At 70.6% G+C, this 16,845-nt stretch carries 16 protein-coding genes; 5 read left to right on the top strand and 11 right to left on the bottom strand.

Annotated elements, in window-relative coordinates; all coding sequences use genetic code 11:
* Nucleotides 1-54 precede the first annotated feature (54 nt).
* The gene (locus tag GD748_RS03820; protein ID WP_193312801.1) at nt 55-915 is read left to right on the top strand and encodes a sugar phosphate isomerase/epimerase family protein; all 861 of its coding nucleotides are present in this window, start codon (nt 55-57) and stop codon (nt 913-915) included.
* Nucleotides 916-1,095: 180 nt separating this feature from the next.
* Here GD748_RS03820 and GD748_RS03815 read toward each other — a convergent pair whose 3' ends face one another.
* The 9 genes from GD748_RS03815 to GD748_RS03775 form a co-directional block, all read right to left on the bottom strand.
* A complete protein-coding gene (locus GD748_RS03815) occupies nt 1,096-2,526 on the bottom strand; it encodes a glycoside-pentoside-hexuronide (GPH):cation symporter (protein ID WP_152193835.1) in 1,431 nt (476 codons plus the stop codon).
* 41 nt (nt 2,527-2,567) lie between these two features.
* Nucleotides 2,568-3,227, bottom strand: coding sequence for a cytidylate kinase-like family protein (locus GD748_RS03810; protein WP_152193834.1), 660 nt, complete (start codon nt 3,225-3,227; stop codon nt 2,568-2,570).
* A gap of 119 nt (nt 3,228-3,346) precedes the next feature.
* Nucleotides 3,347-4,579 (bottom strand): glycosyltransferase, encoded by a 1,233-nt coding sequence (locus GD748_RS03805; RefSeq protein WP_152193833.1) that lies wholly within the window; start codon nt 4,577-4,579, stop codon nt 3,347-3,349.
* Nucleotides 4,579-5,181 carry a TetR/AcrR family transcriptional regulator gene (locus GD748_RS03800; protein ID WP_152193832.1) on the bottom strand — a complete coding sequence of 201 codons (603 nt, stop codon included), beginning with the start codon at nt 5,179-5,181 and terminating at the stop codon, nt 4,579-4,581. Before GD748_RS03800 ends, GD748_RS03805 begins: the two co-directional genes overlap by 1 nt.
* 100 nt (nt 5,182-5,281) lie before the next feature.
* A complete protein-coding gene (locus GD748_RS03795; protein ID WP_152193831.1) occupies nt 5,282-7,381 on the bottom strand; it encodes a glycoside hydrolase family 3 protein in 2,100 nt (699 codons plus the stop codon).
* Nucleotides 7,382-7,462: 81 nt separating this feature from the next.
* Entirely contained in the window at nt 7,463-8,041 is a 579-nt protein-coding gene (locus GD748_RS03790) for a thymidine kinase (protein ID WP_152193830.1), read from the bottom strand.
* Between the two features lie 56 nt (nt 8,042-8,097).
* Entirely contained in the window at nt 8,098-9,108 is a 1,011-nt protein-coding gene (locus tag GD748_RS03785; RefSeq protein WP_152193829.1) for an HNH endonuclease signature motif containing protein, read from the bottom strand.
* Nucleotides 9,109-9,198: 90 nt separating this feature from the next.
* Nucleotides 9,199-9,846 carry a DUF2306 domain-containing protein gene (locus tag GD748_RS03780; RefSeq protein WP_152194363.1) on the bottom strand — a complete coding sequence of 216 codons (648 nt, stop codon included), beginning with the start codon at nt 9,844-9,846 and terminating at the stop codon, nt 9,199-9,201.
* A gap of 212 nt (nt 9,847-10,058) precedes the next feature.
* Nucleotides 10,059-10,748, bottom strand: a complete 690-nt coding sequence (locus tag GD748_RS03775; RefSeq protein WP_193312799.1) for a hypothetical protein — start codon at nt 10,746-10,748, stop codon at nt 10,059-10,061.
* Nucleotides 10,749-11,069: 321 nt separating this feature from the next.
* Here GD748_RS03775 and GD748_RS03770 point away from each other — a divergent pair, with 321 nt between their 5' ends.
* From GD748_RS03770 to GD748_RS03755, 4 genes are all read left to right on the top strand, one after another.
* On the top strand, nt 11,070-12,002 hold the full coding sequence (locus tag GD748_RS03770; RefSeq protein WP_152193828.1) for an ABC transporter ATP-binding protein: 933 nt from the start codon (nt 11,070-11,072) through the stop codon (nt 12,000-12,002).
* Nucleotides 11,999-12,862, top strand: a complete 864-nt coding sequence (locus tag GD748_RS03765; RefSeq protein ID WP_152193827.1) for an ABC transporter permease subunit — start codon at nt 11,999-12,001, stop codon at nt 12,860-12,862. The genes GD748_RS03770 and GD748_RS03765 overlap by 4 nt, the downstream gene beginning before the upstream one ends.
* A 202-nt stretch (nt 12,863-13,064) precedes the next feature.
* Complete coding sequence (locus GD748_RS03760; protein ID WP_152193826.1) at nt 13,065-13,889, top strand: VOC family protein; 825 nt, start codon at nt 13,065-13,067, stop codon at nt 13,887-13,889.
* Nucleotides 13,890-14,018: 129 nt separating this feature from the next.
* On the top strand, nt 14,019-14,567 hold the full coding sequence (locus GD748_RS03755) for a DoxX family protein (protein WP_152193825.1): 549 nt from the start codon (nt 14,019-14,021) through the stop codon (nt 14,565-14,567).
* A gap of 85 nt (nt 14,568-14,652) precedes the next feature.
* On the opposite strand, the gene GD748_RS03750 is transcribed toward GD748_RS03755, so the two are convergent.
* Both GD748_RS03750 and GD748_RS03745 read right to left on the bottom strand, forming a co-directional pair.
* On the bottom strand, nt 14,653-15,084 hold the full coding sequence (locus GD748_RS03750; RefSeq protein ID WP_152193824.1) for a YkvA family protein: 432 nt from the start codon (nt 15,082-15,084) through the stop codon (nt 14,653-14,655).
* Between the two features lie 167 nt (nt 15,085-15,251).
* The gene (locus tag GD748_RS03745) at nt 15,252-16,808 is read right to left on the bottom strand and encodes a serine hydrolase domain-containing protein (protein ID WP_152193823.1); all 1,557 of its coding nucleotides are present in this window, start codon (nt 16,806-16,808) and stop codon (nt 15,252-15,254) included.
* Nucleotides 16,809-16,845: the final 37 nt, after the last annotated feature.

Raw genomic sequence — 16,845 nt, 5'->3', positions numbered from 1 at the left:
GAACCGCCGACCTGCACCGGCCGGCGTCCCGCCCCTCGAAGAGGAGACCCACCAATGGCCACCATCGGCGTCCAGATGATGATGCTCAAGTCCAAGGTCGAGGAGTCCGGCCCCTACGAGACGCTGCGCCGTCTCAAGGAGATCGGGTTCAGCGCCGTCGAGGTCTCGCAGATCCCGATGACGGCGGAGAACGTCGCCGAGATGGCCCGCGCCCGGGAGGAGCTCGGCATCGACTTCGCCGCGCTCTCCGCCGCGATGGAGGCCCCCAAGGGCGCCGGCAACGACGCCCTGACGACCGACTTCGACAAGATCGTCGCCGACGCGAAGACCCTGCGGGCGGACATGCTGCGCATCGGCATGATGCCGTTCCCGGCCATGGCCTCCCACGGGGCGCTGCTGGAGTTCTGCCACGCCGCCGACGAGATGGCCGTCCGTCTCGCCGACGAGGGGATCGGGCTGTACTACCACAACCACCATCTCGAGTTCGCGAAGGTTGACGGCCGCTCGATCCTGGACATCATCCGCGACGAGGCGCCGAACATGCGCCTGGAGATCGACGTCCACTGGGTCCAGCGCGGCGGCAAGGACCCCGTGCGCACCCTGCAGAAGTACGCCGGCCTCGTGGACCTCGTGCACCTGAAGGACTACCGCATCGGCGCGATGGACCCGGCCGCGTTCGACGCGCTCGCGGCCGGCGACTTCCAGGCCTTCATGCAGGCCTTCACCGGTGTGGTCCAGTTCGGCGAGGTCGGCGAGGGCAACCTCGACTGGCGCGAGATCATCGACCAGGCCCTCGAGTCCGGCGCGAAGTACCTCCTGATCGAGCAGGACGACCAGTACGGCCGCGACCCGTTCGACTGCCTCGTCACCTCGCACGACAACCTCGTGGCGCTGGGGTACGAGAAGCTGCTCTGACCCGTCCTGCGCGGCGGTGGGTTCGCCCTCCGAGGGCGGGCGTCCCCGCACCTGTCGCAGGTCGTGGCTCGACGTCTTGCGCTGACGTCGGGCGGCCCGCCGCAGTCTCACGGGAGTCCGGGCGCCGTCGCAGGTCGTGACTCGACGCCTCGCGCTGACGTCGGGTGGCCCTTCGGGGCCTCACGCCTCCCGGTCGGCGGCCCGCCGCGCGGCGATCTCGCCGGTGATCTCCTGGAACTTCGCCTCGGTGAGCGGGTAGAAGGCCATCACCAGCAGCGAGAGCAGCATGAACCCGCCGACCAGCCCGCCCGCGACCAGCTGGATGTTGTCCGCCACCCCCGCCTCCTGCGTCTCCCCGGAGGAGGCGCGGGCGGCGCTGAACCCGGCCCAGGTCAGGCCGAAACCGCCGACGAACCCGCCGAGCGCCTGCCCCATCTTCCGCGTGAAGGAGAAGACGGCGTAGGTGGTGCCCTCGGTGCGGTTGCCGGTCTTCCACTCGCCGTACTCCACCGTGTCCGCCTCGAGCGCCCACATGAGGGTGTTCACGCCGTTGATGCCGATACCGATGAGGAAGAACGCGACAGGGCCCCAGAGCGGCGTCGTCGGCAGCGGTGCCAAGGCGAGCACGACGGCGCCCACCAGGCTGACGCCGCCGAAGATCAGGTAGCCGGCGCGCTTGCCGATGGTTCGGACCACGGTGGGGATGAGCGGGCCGACGACGAAGATCGCGATCGTCTGCGCCAGGATGTTCCAGGCGATGAACCCGGCGTCCTGCTGGACGTAGATGGCGATGTAGGTGCCGAGGGTGCCGACGGCGGTCAGGCCGGTGAGGAACAGGACGGCACCCGCGGAGAGCCACAGCAGCGGCTTGTTCGACGTCAGGGTCTTCAGGCTGTCGCGGAACGACACCGTCGCCGTCGGGCGGGCCACCTGCTCCTGGGTGTTGAAGACCAGGAAGAGGTACAGCGCCATACCGACGACGACGAAGCCGGCCGTGGTGATGAACAGGGACCGCTGGAGCGCGTCGGGGTCGTTCGCGTTGCCCTGGATCTGCGGCGAGATGATGAAGGCCAGGGCCAGCACGGCGAGCGCCGCGCCGTAGCTGCGGAAGGTGGCGAGCTTTCCGCGCTCGGCCGGCACCTGCGTCAGGGCGGGAGCCATCGAGCCGTACGGGATGTTCACCAGCGTGTAGAAGATCGACCCCATCAGCAGGTACGTGACGTACATGTACACGATCGCGGCGGTGCCGGAGATGTCCGGGAAGAACACCTGGGCGGAGTAGATCGCCATGCTCGACAGCAGCAGCGGCAGCGAGAACCACAGGATGAACGGCTTGAACTTGCCGAGCCGACCAGGCTTCTTGGCGTCGACGAGCCGGCCGGTGACGACGTCGGTGATCGCGTCGACGAACCGCACGATGAGGAACATCGTCCCGATCACGGCGCCCTCGACGCCGACGACGTTCGTGTAGTACAGGATCAGGAAGAACGAGGCCATCGTGAACGAGAGGTTGTTCGCGGCGTCCCCGGCGGCGTAGGCGAGGTAGTTCCGCGTCGTGAGCTTGCGGGGCACCACGACGTCGGTGTCGGTGCGCGGAGTCGTCCTGTCCATGGTGTGGCCCCCTCGACGTGCTGCTCAGGTGGTTCGACAGGTCACTGGATGGTGGCCCGGACGGCGTTGACGATGGCGGCGGCCGCCGCCTCGAGCGGGATGCGGCTGGTGTTGATGACGATGTCGTACCGGTCGGGCAGGCGCGGGTCCCACCCGTAGAGCACCTTCGACATGTCGGCCCGGACCTCGTCCTCACGCTTCTGGCGCTGCGTGGCGCGGGCGGCGTCGATCCCGGCCTCCTCGGCGGCGCGTGCCACGCGGTCCCCGGTGGCGCCGGTGAGGAGCACGTGCAGCGTGGCGGGTCGCTCGGCGAGGATCACCGTGGCGTTGCGTCCGACGATCACCCCGCCGTCGTCCGCGCTCGCCCACACCGCCTTGTTGTTGTCCGTCACCAGGTCGCGCTTCTGCTGCTGGGTGGCGATGACGTCGCGGCCCTCGAAGCCGCCGTACGCGCCGCCCATCGCAGCGAACACGGTGGCCAGCGTGGCGCTGTTCTTCAGGGCCGCCTCGGGCCCGCCCTCGATGTCCTCCGAGCTGAACGCCTGGGGGTGGAACGGGACGCCGAGCGCGTCCGCGACCTGCCGACCGACCTGCGTGGCCCCCGCGCCGTAGTACTCGAAGATCGTCACGACCGGCTTGCCGGCCGTGCCCTGGTGCTCCGCGGCGTGCCGCGGGGTCCTGAGCGCTGAGCTGTCAGACATGGCGACCTCCTCGTCGAAGTCTCAAGGCACAAGGTAGCGCGACCCGACGTCCGGTGGGCAGCGAACGGCCGAGCCTGGTCCGCGTGCTGACCCGCACCCCTGACCTCGACCAGACCGACCTAAACCCGGGCGGGCCGGAGCAGCTCCTCCACCGCCGTCGCGCCCGCGGCCGGACCGCCGGCGGCCGCGTAGCCGTGGGCCACGCGCCGTGCGCCCGCCGTCTTGGTGGCCGCCTCCCGGACCTTCGCTCGCAGGCGCTCCGGCGTCAGCCGCGCGGCCGGCAGCCGGGTGCCGCTGTCGGAGGTGACGACGCGGGCCGCCACCTCGAGCTGGTCCCTGCCGAACGGCACGACGCAGACGGGGACGCCGCGCGCGAGCGCCTTCTGGGTGCTGCCCATCCCGCCGTGGGTGACCGCCACGGCGGCACGCTCCAGCACCGGGCCGTGGGGGACGAAGTCCACGACGTGGGCGTTCGCCGGCACGGCGGTCCTGGCACTGGCGCGGGCGGGCATCGTAGCCACCACTGTGTACGGCTCGTCGGCGAGACCCTCCAGCGCGGACCGCACGAGTGCCTCGTCGGCCTGGTACTCCGAGGACGTCGTCACCAGGACGACGTCGCCCTCGAGCTCGTCGAGCCACCCGGGGCGCTCCGCCGGCGGTTCCCACGACATCGCGCCGATCATCCGCACCCGCTCGCCCCAGTCGGGGTGCGCGTACTCGAACGGCTCGGCCGTCGCGACCAGCATGACCGGCGCCCGGCGGAAGAACTCGTCCGCCGTCGAGATGGGGCCGAGGCCTCGCTCGGCGCGCAGCGTGTTGATCCGGGGCGTCATGGCCTTCTCGGTGGTCCCGATGACGAGCGGCCGGACGACGGCGTCGCGTGCGCGGCCGAGCAGGCCGGGGCTCGGCAGCAGGCCGGGCCCGAACGGCGGCGTGCCGGCCGAGCGGATCGGCGGTGTGTAGGGGCTGAAGGTGGCCCACGGCCGGCCCCACGCCTCGGCGGCGAGCAGTGCACCCCAGGCGTTGATGTCGACCACGACGGCGTCCGGAGCCACCTCGGTCAGGGCGCGGTCGAGGTCAGGGCCGTCGAGCGCGGCCCGTTCGGTGAAGGTCTGCACGGCGGACCGGAGGGCTGCCCGGGCGTTGCCTGCCCGGAAGTCGGACGGGAGCACCCGGCCCACGCGCGGGTCGATCGGCTCGGCGGCCAGGCCGAGATCGCGCAGCATCCCGACGTGGTCGCCGAGGGTCCGCACGTGGACGTCGTGGCCGCGGTCTCGGAGCTCGAGGAGGAGCGGCACGGTGGGGAACAGGTGCCCGATGGCGGGCGAGGTGTAGGCGAGAACGGTAGCCATCACGGCCTCCCGGTCAGGGGCTCGAGCAGCTCGAGCAGGGCGATGGTGGTCTGGCGGCGGCTGAGACCGGCGTCGCGGCGCAGCAGCTTCCAGGTGTGGACGTCGCAGACGGCGACCAGCTGGGCCAGGCGGCGGTCGCGGTCGACCCCCGTCTGGCCGGAGAGGTATGGCCCGAAGACCCGAAGGCACCAGGCGCGGTGGTACTCGCGTCCGGCACGGGCGAGGGCACCGATCGTGGGGGAGGCGTCCTCCTCCGAGAGGAGACGCAGCGCGATGGGTGCCGTGCGCTCGTAGTGCTCGACGAGGTTCGCCACGATGCCGGGCAGGTCTCCGGCGGGTGCCTGGTCGCGCAGGACGGCGACGGCCGCGACCTCCCGCTCGGCGGCCGCGGCGACGAGTCCCTCCTTGTCGCCGAAGCGGCGGATGACGGTCTGGACCGTCACGCCGGCGCCTCGGGCTACCCGTCCCAGGGTGATGAGGGAGTAGGGAGTGCTGATGAACAGCTCGACGACGGCGTCGAGGATCCGTTCCGCGGTCTCGGCAGCGGACCGGGCACGCTCGCGCATCACGTACGGCCGCGTCGTCGCGTCCGGAGCTTTCATGTGAACGAGACTAACTTCAATGGTGCGGTCGGACAAGGGTCCAGGGCGACGGACGGGGCGGCACGGACCTGGTCCGCACCGCCCCGTCCGGCAGGTGCTCTCAGAAGTCCTGCAGCCCGTAGCCGAAGGTGTACTGCGCGCCGGTGGCGTCGGTGTAGGCGTACCCGGTCGGCTCCTCGGCGCCGGGGATGTCCGAGTTCTTGGCGAGCACGGCCTCGCGGCTGGCGGGGATCGTGTAGGGCAGCTTCCCGCTGGGTGTGACCTCGCCGCGCACCAGGTCGACCAGGGCGTCGGTGAGGGCGCCGAACGTCCCGACGACGGCGGCGGCCTTCGGCCCGACCTGGTCGAGCAGCCAGGGGTTGGTGAAGCCCACCGCGAGGATGGTGGGAACCGTCTCCTCGATCTCGATGACACGGTCGGCGTCGATGCCGGTCGCGGCGTCGAGCGCGATCGAGAGCTCCTTGCCGGGCTTGTCGGCCAGCAGGGACATCGCCGGGCGCACCCAGGCCAGGGCGTGCGTGGCGCCTTCCAGCGTGGTGACGACCTCGATGCCGGAGTCGGCGCCGAGCGCCTCGGCCACCTCGCCGGCGATCTGCTCGGTCTCGTCCTGCGGGTCGGAGCCGGTGAACACCTCGACGTACAGGCGCACGCTGCCGGCCTCCGCGACGGCGTCCGCCACGGCGGGGTCGTCGGCGGAGGCGGCAACGGCGTCGCCCCCGTTCCCGCCCCCGACCAGCGGGAGCAGGTCGCGGTCGTTGCGCAGAAGCACGAGGGAGCGGCGGTGCGCCTCGTCGGCGACGGCCTGGATGTCGGCGTCCGCGGCGATGACCTGCGCCTCGTCCGGGTCGACGTAGGGGTTCTCGAAGAGGCCGAGGTCGAACATCTCGGCCAGGAGGTAGCCCACGCTGCGGTCGAGGTCCGCCTCGGTGACGAGGCCCTGGGAGACGGCGTCGAGCAGCGGCCGGGGGTTGCCGTCGCCGGCGAAGGCGTTGACGCCGGCGTCGATGGCCTTGGCGAAGCGCTCCGTGCGGGTGAGGGACTCCACGCCCCATGGCATGCCGGTGGAGATGCCGGTGTCGGAGTTGACGTAGCCGGTGAATCCGAGCTCGCCGCGCAGCACCTCGGTGATGAGGTACTTGTCGTAGGCGAAGCCGACCTCCTCGAACTCGCGCCCACCGCGGAGCTGCGGGGCGGACATCGCGTTGTTCGTCGTCGCGTAGTACGGCATGACCGAGGTGGTGCCGGCCTCGATCGCGGCCTTGAACACCGGCAGGTGGTAGCGGTAGAGGCTGCCCTCGGTGGGGTAGGGCTGGAACCGGCCGTGCTCGAAGTGGGGGTCGTGGCCCTTGTCGCGGGGGCCGCCGCCGGGGAAGTGCTTGGTGGTCATGGACACGGAGTGGGTGCCGAGCTGCTCGCCCTGGAACCCGCGGGTGATGGCACCGATCAGCTGCGCGGCGAGCTCGGGGTTCTCGCCGAACGTGCCGTCGGAGCGGGACCACCGCGGCTCGGTGACGATGTCCGCCATGTACATGTAGCCCTTGGTGATGCCGGCGGAGCGCCACTGCCGACCGGCGAGGCGGCCGAACTCCTCGACGAGCCCGGGGTCCTGGGTGGCGGCGAGGCCGAGCTCGCCGGGCCACTGCGACATCTGGTCCGCGGCCTCGGCGATGCCGAAGAGCTTGACTGTGGAGACGTGGTTGCGAGGGTTGGAGACCATGACGACGGGGATGCCGAGCGGGGTGGACTCGGCCACCTCCTGCAGGGCGTTGACCCAGGTGGCGAGGTCGAACGACGTGGGGTTGTCGCGGATGATCAGGTAGCGCAGCCCGAGCTCCTTGATGGCCTTCTCGGAGCCGGCGTAGTCGAGGACCGGCGGGTCGAAATGGTGGGTGGAGGACGACTCGTCCGCCCACATGTTGGTGTCCGACCACTTCTCGTGGGTGTTCAGCAGGCCCTGGTCCGGGTCGCCGATGATCTTCGAGGCACCCATGTAGTGCGAGGTGATGAGCATCGTGCCCACCTTGTCCTCGACGGACATGCGCGGGAGCAGGTCGGCAACGCGCTCGGCGACGGGCAGCCGCCAGTCCTCGTAGGGGTCGAGGCGGCCATTGCCGTTGAGGTCCTTGAACTGCAGGCCGTCGACGTCGAGCACCTGGCTCGCGCGGGCACCGAGGGCGGGCTGGTTCGTGGTGGGCGACATGGGGAGTCCTCTCAGGCGGCGGTCATGCCCAGTGTCTCCGTTCTCGACGGCGGACGCTCGTCGCGCGCCCGCCGTGCGAGATCAGTCGCGCAGCTCGAGGTGGCGCCGACAGCGCGCCTGGTAGGACTCGGTGCCGCCGACGTGAGCAGCAGTCGGAATGCTGGCGTCGCCCACATCACCGGCGACGACACGCTGGTGGAAGGCGGCGTCCTGACCGCAGACTGCGCAGACGGCCGTCAGCTTGGTGACGTCCTCGGCGAGGGCCATGAGCGAGGCGAGCGGCTCGAACGGGCGGCCGTCGAAGGTGACGCACAGACCGGCGACGACGACGGTCGTGCCCCGAAGGACGAGGTCACCTACGACAGGGATCAGGTCGTTGCCGAAGAACTGCGCCTCGTCGATGGCGAGGAGGTCGAGCTGGCGACCGTCGACGAGCCGCACCACCGAGCTCGCGTCCGGAACGGAGTGCGAGGAGACGCTGAGCCCGGAGTGCGAGGCCACCTGACCGGCGCCGTGCCGCTCGTCGAGCGCGTGGTTGACGACCTCGACGGCGAGCCCGGCGAGCTGTGCCCGGCGCACGCGCCGCAGCAACTCCTCGGACTTCCCGGCGAACATCGGCCCGCAGACCACCTGGAGCCGGCCCAATGAGTCTCCATGCATGCGGGAAGTGTATGGATGCTGCGCGAAGCCTTTGAGGGAAGGACGCAAGCCCACGTTTAGGAACGAGCACTCATGCTGGCTTGGTCGTGCGCGCCCCGGTGCTCGTCCCAGTGCTTGCCGAGCCACTCAACCTGCTCGTCCAGGAGTCGCAATGTCAGTCGTTCGTCGTGGAGCCGAGCATATTGCGGGAACCTCGCCAGGTCGTTCGCGACGTCGATCCGGAGCTTCGATGGATCGACCGCGAGCATCCCATCGTCGAACAGCCGATGAATGTCCCGCCGGAGCATTAGTCCGCCGTGATTGAAGTGACTCCCTAGCTCGGCGTAGCTGTAAAGATGTCCAGCTTCCAAAACACGCGCGGGTGCGCCCCCAGTGAACGCACACGCACTTCCCTGGGTAGCCAGGAGGTGCTCACGGAATTGCCGCTGCCCCCTGCGGACTCGGACCAGCGCCTGGGTGAATCCCTGTGGTAGAGCGACGTGCACGCCGGATACTGGCTGCCAACTGAGGTCGACGCGCGCAGTCACGCGTTCGACGGCACGACCGGCACCTTTCGCGATCAGCGACCTCCGTAAGGCGGCCCAGTCGAGTGGGCGCATCGCGTTGATGTCGCCAGCGTTCACAGCTAAGGACCGGATTTCCTTCTCTCCGAGGAGACCGTCGAGTGACGTCCACGCTGCGTCGTACCTTGCCCTGTACAGGCCCACCTCAACGACGTCGATGACGGGACTGGCGAACTCGTGGCGGCACTTCATGCACCGATACGGCGGAACGACCTTCTTACGTGGTGGGCTGATCCGAGTCGTGTTGCAGGCTGGGCACCGGTGAAGCAGCTTTGGACCACGCGAGGTCTCGATCTCCTCGATCACCGAGACGCCGAGTAAACGCTCCTTGTCCCACAGCGCGATGAGATCGCCGACACGGAGGTTCTTGAAATTCGGAACGTTGCTGTCCCACGAGTAGTAGGCGTCGAACTGGTCGTCATATCCGGAGTTGCCTCCGTGACCGCGGTTATCGCCCGCAGCCATGAGCAACCATGCTCGCTGCTGGGGAACGCCGCTCTCCATGCGGATTAGCTTGGCACAAACGGACGGGTGCTCAGGTCAAAGCATTCCAGCCGTGCTCGCACGGTTCGCTTGGTGCCGCCTCTGGATCGTTCACACGTGCTGCCTCCCCGTGGCGACGACGGACCGGGCGCCGCGGGCCGGCTGCTTGCGGGCGGGCCGCCGATGGGTCGGACGCCTGCGGATGGCCCACTCGGCGACGACCAGGTTGATCGACCACGCGGTGCCCATGAGCAGGGCGTTGCTCAGCTCGGTCCGGCCGAAGATCTCACCGCCGATCCACAGGGTGAACACCTGCGTCCCGGCGCCAAGCCCGAGGGCGTAGGCGCGCGTCATCCAGGCCCGGTGCCGGGCGATCTCTCGACGTCGGATCGCGACGAAGGCGAGCACGATGCTCACCACCATCGCCGTCGCGAAGGCCATCCGGAACAGGTACAGCAGGTCGCCGGAGCCCTCGATGCGTGGATAGAACTGGGCCATCCACAGCGCCGAGCCGGCCACCGTGAGCCCTGCCACGACCAGCACCCGTCCGGCTCCGCGGTGCCACCTGGGCCAGCGTCGTCGGATGTTCGGGGAGAACTGGAACGCGCCCACGAGCGTGTAGAGCGTCGCGCTGACCACGTGCAGCACCACCGGCAGGGGCGAGGCGACGAATCGTGCGTTGGCTGCCGTCACCTCGGGGTCGCCCGAGAGCTCGGCCAGGCGGACGGACCCGGCGATCACCGGGATGAGGCTGAGCATGATCAGCCCGGTGATCACGAGCCACGTGTGTCGCCCTTGGGCGGGCCGCTGCGCTGTGCCACGGGTCGGCGGCCGCACAGTGCCGCCGATCGGCCGCTGTGCTGTGCCGCGGGTCGCCCGTCGCGCATTGCCGCGCGTCGGGGCGGTGTAGGGGCGGGCGGTGGACCGGACCGCCACGTCGGCAGGTCGCTCGTCCATGTCGGTGCCCGTCCTCACTCGGCGGCGGCGCGGTCGAGGCGACGGCCGCGCACGTCGGACGGGGTACCCGTGCCCGCGTCTCGGCGGTCTGACCAGAGCGAGTACCCGAGCCAGGCCACGGCGAGCCCGGTCGGGACGGCGGCGAACCGGCCGGCGTCGTGCGGCAGCATCGGGATGGCGAGCGTCGCCAGCGACCCGACGGCGAGCAGGACGCCCGCCCAGCGCTCCAGGACGCGGGCGCGGAAGACCGCGATGCCGAACGCGACGCCGGCGAGCAGGTAGATCCCGCCGACGACCGGGTTGAGCGTCTCGAGGGCGGCGAGGCTGCCGTCCGCCGGCACGCCGCCGAAGATGCCGAGGAAGTCCTCCGTGAATTCCGGTGCCGTCGTCGCCAGCGTCGGGACGAGGAACGCCTCGACGAACGTGAATGCCACCACTGCTAGGTAGAAGCAGCTGAGCATGAGGTAGCCGACCAGCCCGAGCACGCCGGTCTCCCGGACCTGTCGGAGGTAGATCCCGGTGACACCGGCGAGGCCGAGGACAGCCATGCCGATCGTCAGGCAGGCGACGACGAACCAGGCACTGCCGGTCACCGTCGCCAGGTCGTCGTCGGGGTGGATGAACTGGATCCCGACGTACAGCAGGCCCGACGCGACGGCGGCGAGGCCGGCCGCGCGAGTCAGGCCCGTGGGTGTGATGGTCATCGTCCTTCTCCTCGTTCTGGTCGGCGCGCGGTCGTTGCCGCGGGATGGCCCAGAACCTATGGAGAGGCGTGGTGATGCGTCCTCACCACATGTGGTGAATGGCGTGGTGAACTTTGGTGAGGTCGATTCCCGTCCGGTCCGGAGGCCGTCGAGAGCGGCCGGACCCTGACGCCGGCCCGGGTGAAACCTCAGGGGCAGATCAGGGCCGGTCCCCGATCCCTCAGACGCGACGCGTCGATTGACTGGTCCCCGACACCAACGGTGCGGAAGACGGCGAGCGTGCCGGTGACGCACGGCCGACCACGACAGAGGGCGCAGACCATGATCGAGGCACAGAACCTCACCAAGCGTTACGGCGACAAGACCGCCGTCGACGGCATCAGCTTCACCATCCCGCCCGGCACGGTGACCGGGTTCCTCGGCCCCAACGGAGCCGGCAAGTCCACGACGATGCGGATGATCGTCGGGCTGGACCGTCCGACGTCGGGCACCGTGACGGTCAACGGCCGCGCGTACGCGCAGCACCGGTCGCCGCTCCGTGAGGTCGGTGCGCTGCTGGACGCCAAGGCCGTGCACACCGGCCGCAGCGCACGCTCGCACCTGCGGACCATGGCCGCCACGCACGGCCTTCCCGCCCGGCGCGTGGACGAGGTCATCGAGATGACCGGGCTCGGCGCCGTGGCCAAGAAGCGCGTCGGGGGGTTCTCCCTCGGGATGGGCCAGCGCCTCGGCATCGCCTCGGCCCTGCTCGGCGACCCGCGCACGCTCATCCTGGACGAGCCGGTCAACGGTCTCGACCCCGAGGGCGTGAAGTGGGTGCGCACACTCGTGCGCCACCTCGCCGCCGAGGGCCGCACCGTGTTCCTCTCCTCGCACCTCATGAGCGAGATGGCCCAGACCGCAGACCAGCTGCTGGTGATCGGCCGCGGGAAGATCATCGCCGCCGGACCGGTCCAGGACGTGATCGACGGTGTCCAGGACGCCTCCGTGCACGTGCGCTCCCCGCGCGCCGCCGAGCTCGCCGACCTGGCCCGGTCCGCCGGCGCCTCCGTCACCACGACCGAGCCCGGCACGTTCGACGCCCGTGGCGTGACCGCCGAGACGATCGGCAACGCCGCCGCCCGGCGCGGCATCGCCGTCCACGAGCTCACGATCCGTCGGGCGAGCCTGGAGGAGGCCTACATGAACCTCACCCAGGACGCCGTCGAGTACCGCTCCGAGACCACCCACGAGGCCATGGAGGCCGTCAGATGACCACCACAACCACCCCGACGCCGGCACGGTCCGCCGCGGCGCCGACCACTCCCGCCCGGACGGCCGGCTCGGCCGTCGACGCTCACCTCCGCTTCGGCGGAGTGCTGCGTGGCGAACGGATCAAGCTGCTCTCTCTTCGCTCGACGTGGTGGACCCTCGGGATCACCGTCGTCCTCATGGGCCTGCTCGCCCTCGCCCAGGCGGCCTCGGCAGAGTTCATCGTCGAGGGCTCTGGCGACCTGTCGCTGCACGGCGCCGAGTTCGTGACCGGCGGCTACCAGCTCGGGATGGTCACCGTCGCCGTCCTCGGCGTCCTGCTCGTCACGGGCGAGTACTCCACGGGGATGATCCGTTCGACCCTCGCTGCCGTCCCGAGCCGGCTGCCGGTGCTTGCCGCCAAGGCGGTGGCGCTGTCGGTCGTCATCGTGATCGTCAGCGCGGTGAGCCTGGCCGTCAGCTACGTCGTGACCATGCCGTTCCTGAGCGACTACGACCTCGTGCCGTCGCTGGGCGACTCGGGCACCTGGCAGCTCTTCGGCGGCATGGCGTTCTTCTTCGTCGCCGTCGCCCTGTTCGCGCTGGGGATCGGCACGCTCCTGCGACACACCGCCGGGGCGATCACCGTCGTCCTCGCCGTGCTCCTGCTCCTGCCGATGATCCTGCAGTTCATCAACCTCGACTGGGTCCAGGACGTGCTGGGCTACATGCCGCTGCCGGCCGCGATGTCCTTCCTGACCATCAGCGGGGCGTTCGGCGGCAACGAGGCACTCACGGCCTGGCAGGGGGTGGCGGTCGTCAGTGCCTACGCCGTCGCCGCGCTCGCCGCCGGCGCGATCAGCCTGCGCCGCCGGGACGCCTGACTCGTATCGGCCTGACGGCCGCAGTCCCGACGAGGCCCCGCCCCACCCGGACGGGGCCTCGTCGTGGGCGCGGCGGTGCCGTGCGCGCACGTCGGCACGGCCTCGTCCGACGCCCGCACGCCGGACGGCGCGGTGCCCGGGCACGGCTGTGCCGCATGCTGTGGTCGGAGCTTGCCGGGCGGTCGACACGGACGCCCGGTCCGTGACTACCGAGAGGCTGACGACAGTGATCTACGAGATGAACCACGTCGGCATCCAGGTGGAGGACCTCGACGCCTCGCTCGGGTTCTACCAGGGCGTGCTCGGCGGCAGGACGGTGTGGTCGACCGAGATCGCCGCCGTCGAGCTCGACATCGTCTACGTGGAGATCGCCGGCGGGCTCGTCGAGCTGCTCCACTTCCGCGCCCCGCGGCCGGGAACGACGTACGGGATCGACCACGTCGCCTTCCTGTCGGACGACCTCGACGCCGACTTCGCCGGGCTGGTGGGCGCCGGCTACGAGGCGCTGGTCGAGCCACGTACCGCTGGCTCCGGCGTCGGGCGCAACGCGTTCGTCGCCGACGCCTACGGCAACCGCGTCGAGATCCTCCAGCGGGACCTCGAGCTGCGCGACGAGCCCAGCCCGAACGAGCTGGTCGAGGCCATCGACCACGTCTGCGTCCGGGCCGGCGACCTGGACCGGGCGCGGGAGTTCTACCACGAGCGGATGGGGCTCGAGATCCTGCGCGAGGTGCAGGTGCCCGGATCCGACGTCGCCCTCACCTACCTCGCCGTCGGGAACGACGTCGTCGAGCTGTTGCACACGGACGAGACAGCGGGCAAACCGTTCCCGCACCTGGCGCTCCGGGTGACGAACGTCGAGGCCGCCGCCGAGAGGCTGGGCGAGCTGGGGGTCTCGGTCCGGCGCCTGCCGCGGCCCGGTGACGACGACCTCGCCAGGGCCGCCGACCTCGTCGACCCCGACGGCGTGCGCATCGAGATCCTCGACCGGCCGTCGCTGCTCGACGGGTTCCGCGGCCAGGGGTGAGGCGCAGGTCACCACGGCCCCGCACGTCACCGGGACGTTGGCCCCACGAACCCGACATTCTGGACCGGGATGCTTGAGCCATAGGAAGTTCCACCTCAGGAACTCCACCTGTTGCTCAAGGAGAGCATGATGGCCACCATCACCGAGACGTTCCCCAGCACCGCGCCCACCACCGTCTACCAGGAGGAGGTCGTCACCTCCGCAGCGGCCCGCAAGGCCCTGGCCGTCGGCAGGATCGTGATTGGCTGGACGTTCCTCTGGGCCTTCGTCGACAAGCTCTTCGGTCTGGGGTTCGCCACCCCAGCCGAGCGTGCCTGGATCAACGGCGGCACTCCCGCCCAGGGGTTCATCGGCGGCATCGAGGGCCCGTTCGCGGAGTTCTTCCAGATCTTCGCCAACCCGTTCGGTGACGTCCTGTTCATGGCCGGCCTGCTCGGCATCGGGGTCGCGATGGTCACCGGCGCCGGCCTGAAGATCGCCGCCGCGACCGGCTCGCTGCTCATGCTCTTCATGTACCTCGCGATGATCCCGGTGGCCGTCGGTGGCACCAACCCCATCACCGACTCGCACTGGATCGAGGCGATGGTCCTGATCATCTCGGCGGTGACCCTCTCCGGCGACACGTGGGGGATCGGCAAGTGGTGGGCCGGCAAGGTCGGCAACAGCTGGCTGCGTTGATCGTCACCAGCACCCATGCGCGCAGGAGCCCCGGCCGACCGGCCGGGGCTCTTGTGCATGGTCTCCTCGGTCACCGCGCTCGACGTCACCGGTCCTTGTGATTGTCCAGGCCGGTGAGGCGGACGACGGTGGCGAAGCCGGCTTCGGTGCCGGGCCAGTGGTTGCGCACCACGTCGATCCCGGCGCGGCGGACGACGCCGCGAAGCACGATGGTGACGACGATGGCGTCGTCGGCGTAGCCCAAGACGGGGATGAAGTCGGGGATCAGGTCGACCGGGAGCGCGAGGTAAGCGAGCAGCAGTGCGAGCCGGACGCGGACCCCGCGCGGCAGGTTCTTGTCGCCCGCGAGGCGACGCACGAGCCGGAGCCCGTCGGGCAGTATCCGCAGCGCCTCGCGCAAAAGTCCTCCGCGGGGCCGTGCGACGAGCAGTGCGAGGACGAGGATGAGCCAGGCCAGCAGCAGGGCGGAGCCGACGCCGATCAGCAGATCTGACCAGAACGAGCCCGCAGAACCCAATGCCCAACCGCTGACCCACGACCAGCCATCGCCGCTCGACCGACCTATCACTCGCCGATGCTACGACCGCGCCGATGCTACGACTTCGCCGGGACCACTCACCGGTAGCCGAGCGCCGCCCGGCACGGGCCGAGGAGTGCTTGGCCAACCCCTGGCGGCGGCGCCGGCTACCTCCGCTGATTGGGTTGGACCGGTGGCGCCGTCGCGGCGATGTGCGAGAGCGACATGGCGAGAGCGCCGGCGTCGAGGAGGCCGACGTCGCGGTTGACGAAGGCAGCGGCGACGACGCCCTGGTCCACCTTGCAGTGCGCCTGTGCGCGGTAGCCGGGCATCTCGGCGGCCCGGCCGACGGCGGGGGTGTCGTCCGCCTCGGACATGTCGACCAGGCCGAGGCCGAAGCTGTCCAGCTCCCAGCTCCACCGCTCCGGGTCGAAGGTGGTCATCTCGGTCAGCGACTGCGCCGACACGATGTCGCCGCCGCAGAGCCGGCCCCACCACCGGGCGAGGCTGGCCGCGTCCGACGCGAGCGCCTGGCCCGCACCGGTGCGCGTCACCTCGTTGAGCGACGGCACTGCCCCGCCCAGAACGGCGAGGTCCATGGTGGCTCCGTCGCTCGCGACGGGCAGCGCCACCGGCCCGGTCAGCTCCTCGACGGGCTGGACGAGAAACCCCTCGGACCCCGGTCCACCCAGCACGTCACGGCGCAGGACGGTGGCCAGGGACCGTCCGGTCACCTCCTCGACGAGGAGCCCGAGGAGCAAGTAGTTGATGCTCGAGTACTCCATCAGCTCACCGGGCGAGAGACGCTCGGACGGGATCAGTGCCAGGACCTCCTCGGGAGTCCAGACCCGGCGCGGATCGTCGAGAGCGCGGTCCGCCCTGCGCAGCCCCAGCAGTCCGCTCCGCATGCCGAGCAGGTCGCGCACGCTCGCCCCGTTCGACACGAACGGAAGGTTGTCCGGCAGGTGCGTCACGGCGCGGTCCTCCAGCCGTACGCGGCCGCGCTCCACCAGACGCATGACCTGCGCGGCCACGACGGCCTCCGAGAGGGTGCCGAGCGGGAACCGGTGGGCGGTCGTCATCGGCCCACCGTCGCCGGACGTGCCTGCCGCGCCGGACCAGGTGCCGTGCTCGGCGCTGATCACCGCCGCGCTGACCCCGCCTGTGCCGGCCGCGGCGACCAGCTCGTCCAGGTCCGCCTGGAGCGCGTCTGCGAGCCACGGTCGGACGGGTCTCGCCGGCAGGATCGCGAGCTCCGCCGTCGGGAACGGAGAGGGGAAGCGGGTGAGGGGACCGCCTTCCGGGTCCCTTCCCGTGGTCTGCGGCGAGAATTCCTCACTGGGATCTGGCTTCCGCGGGTCGGGTACCGGCTCCTCGGGTATGCGGTCGGCGTGGTCGTCCGGGCCGGGTCCTGCTGCGGGACCCTGCGGTCCTGGTCCTGGTCCTGGTCCTGGTCCTGGTCCTGGTCCTGGTCCTGGTCCTGGTCCTGGTCCTGGTCCCGGTGCCGCCGTCGAGCCCTGCGTCTCGGCCGGCGGGGAGGCCGGGCCGTCCGGTGCGGCCGGCGGGTCGGTGCAGGCCCCGAGCGCCAGCAGGAGCGAGACCGCCGCCACGACGCCGTCGGCAAGCGCGTGCCCCGACCTGGCGACGTACGCCCGAGGTTCGAGCGGCCCGCCGTGCCCGCTCCTCGCCGGCTTCCGCCGACCGACGCCGTGAAGGACGCCCATCGGAAAAGTATGCGCGCCCGGGGAAGCCGTTGACGAG

The organism is Georgenia subflava (assembly GCF_009193155.1).
In the GTDB taxonomy this organism is placed as follows: domain Bacteria; phylum Actinomycetota; class Actinomycetes; order Actinomycetales; family Actinomycetaceae; genus Georgenia; species Georgenia subflava.
Note: the sequence above shows the minus strand (reverse complement) of the source record. Positions and strands in the feature narration are given on the sequence as shown.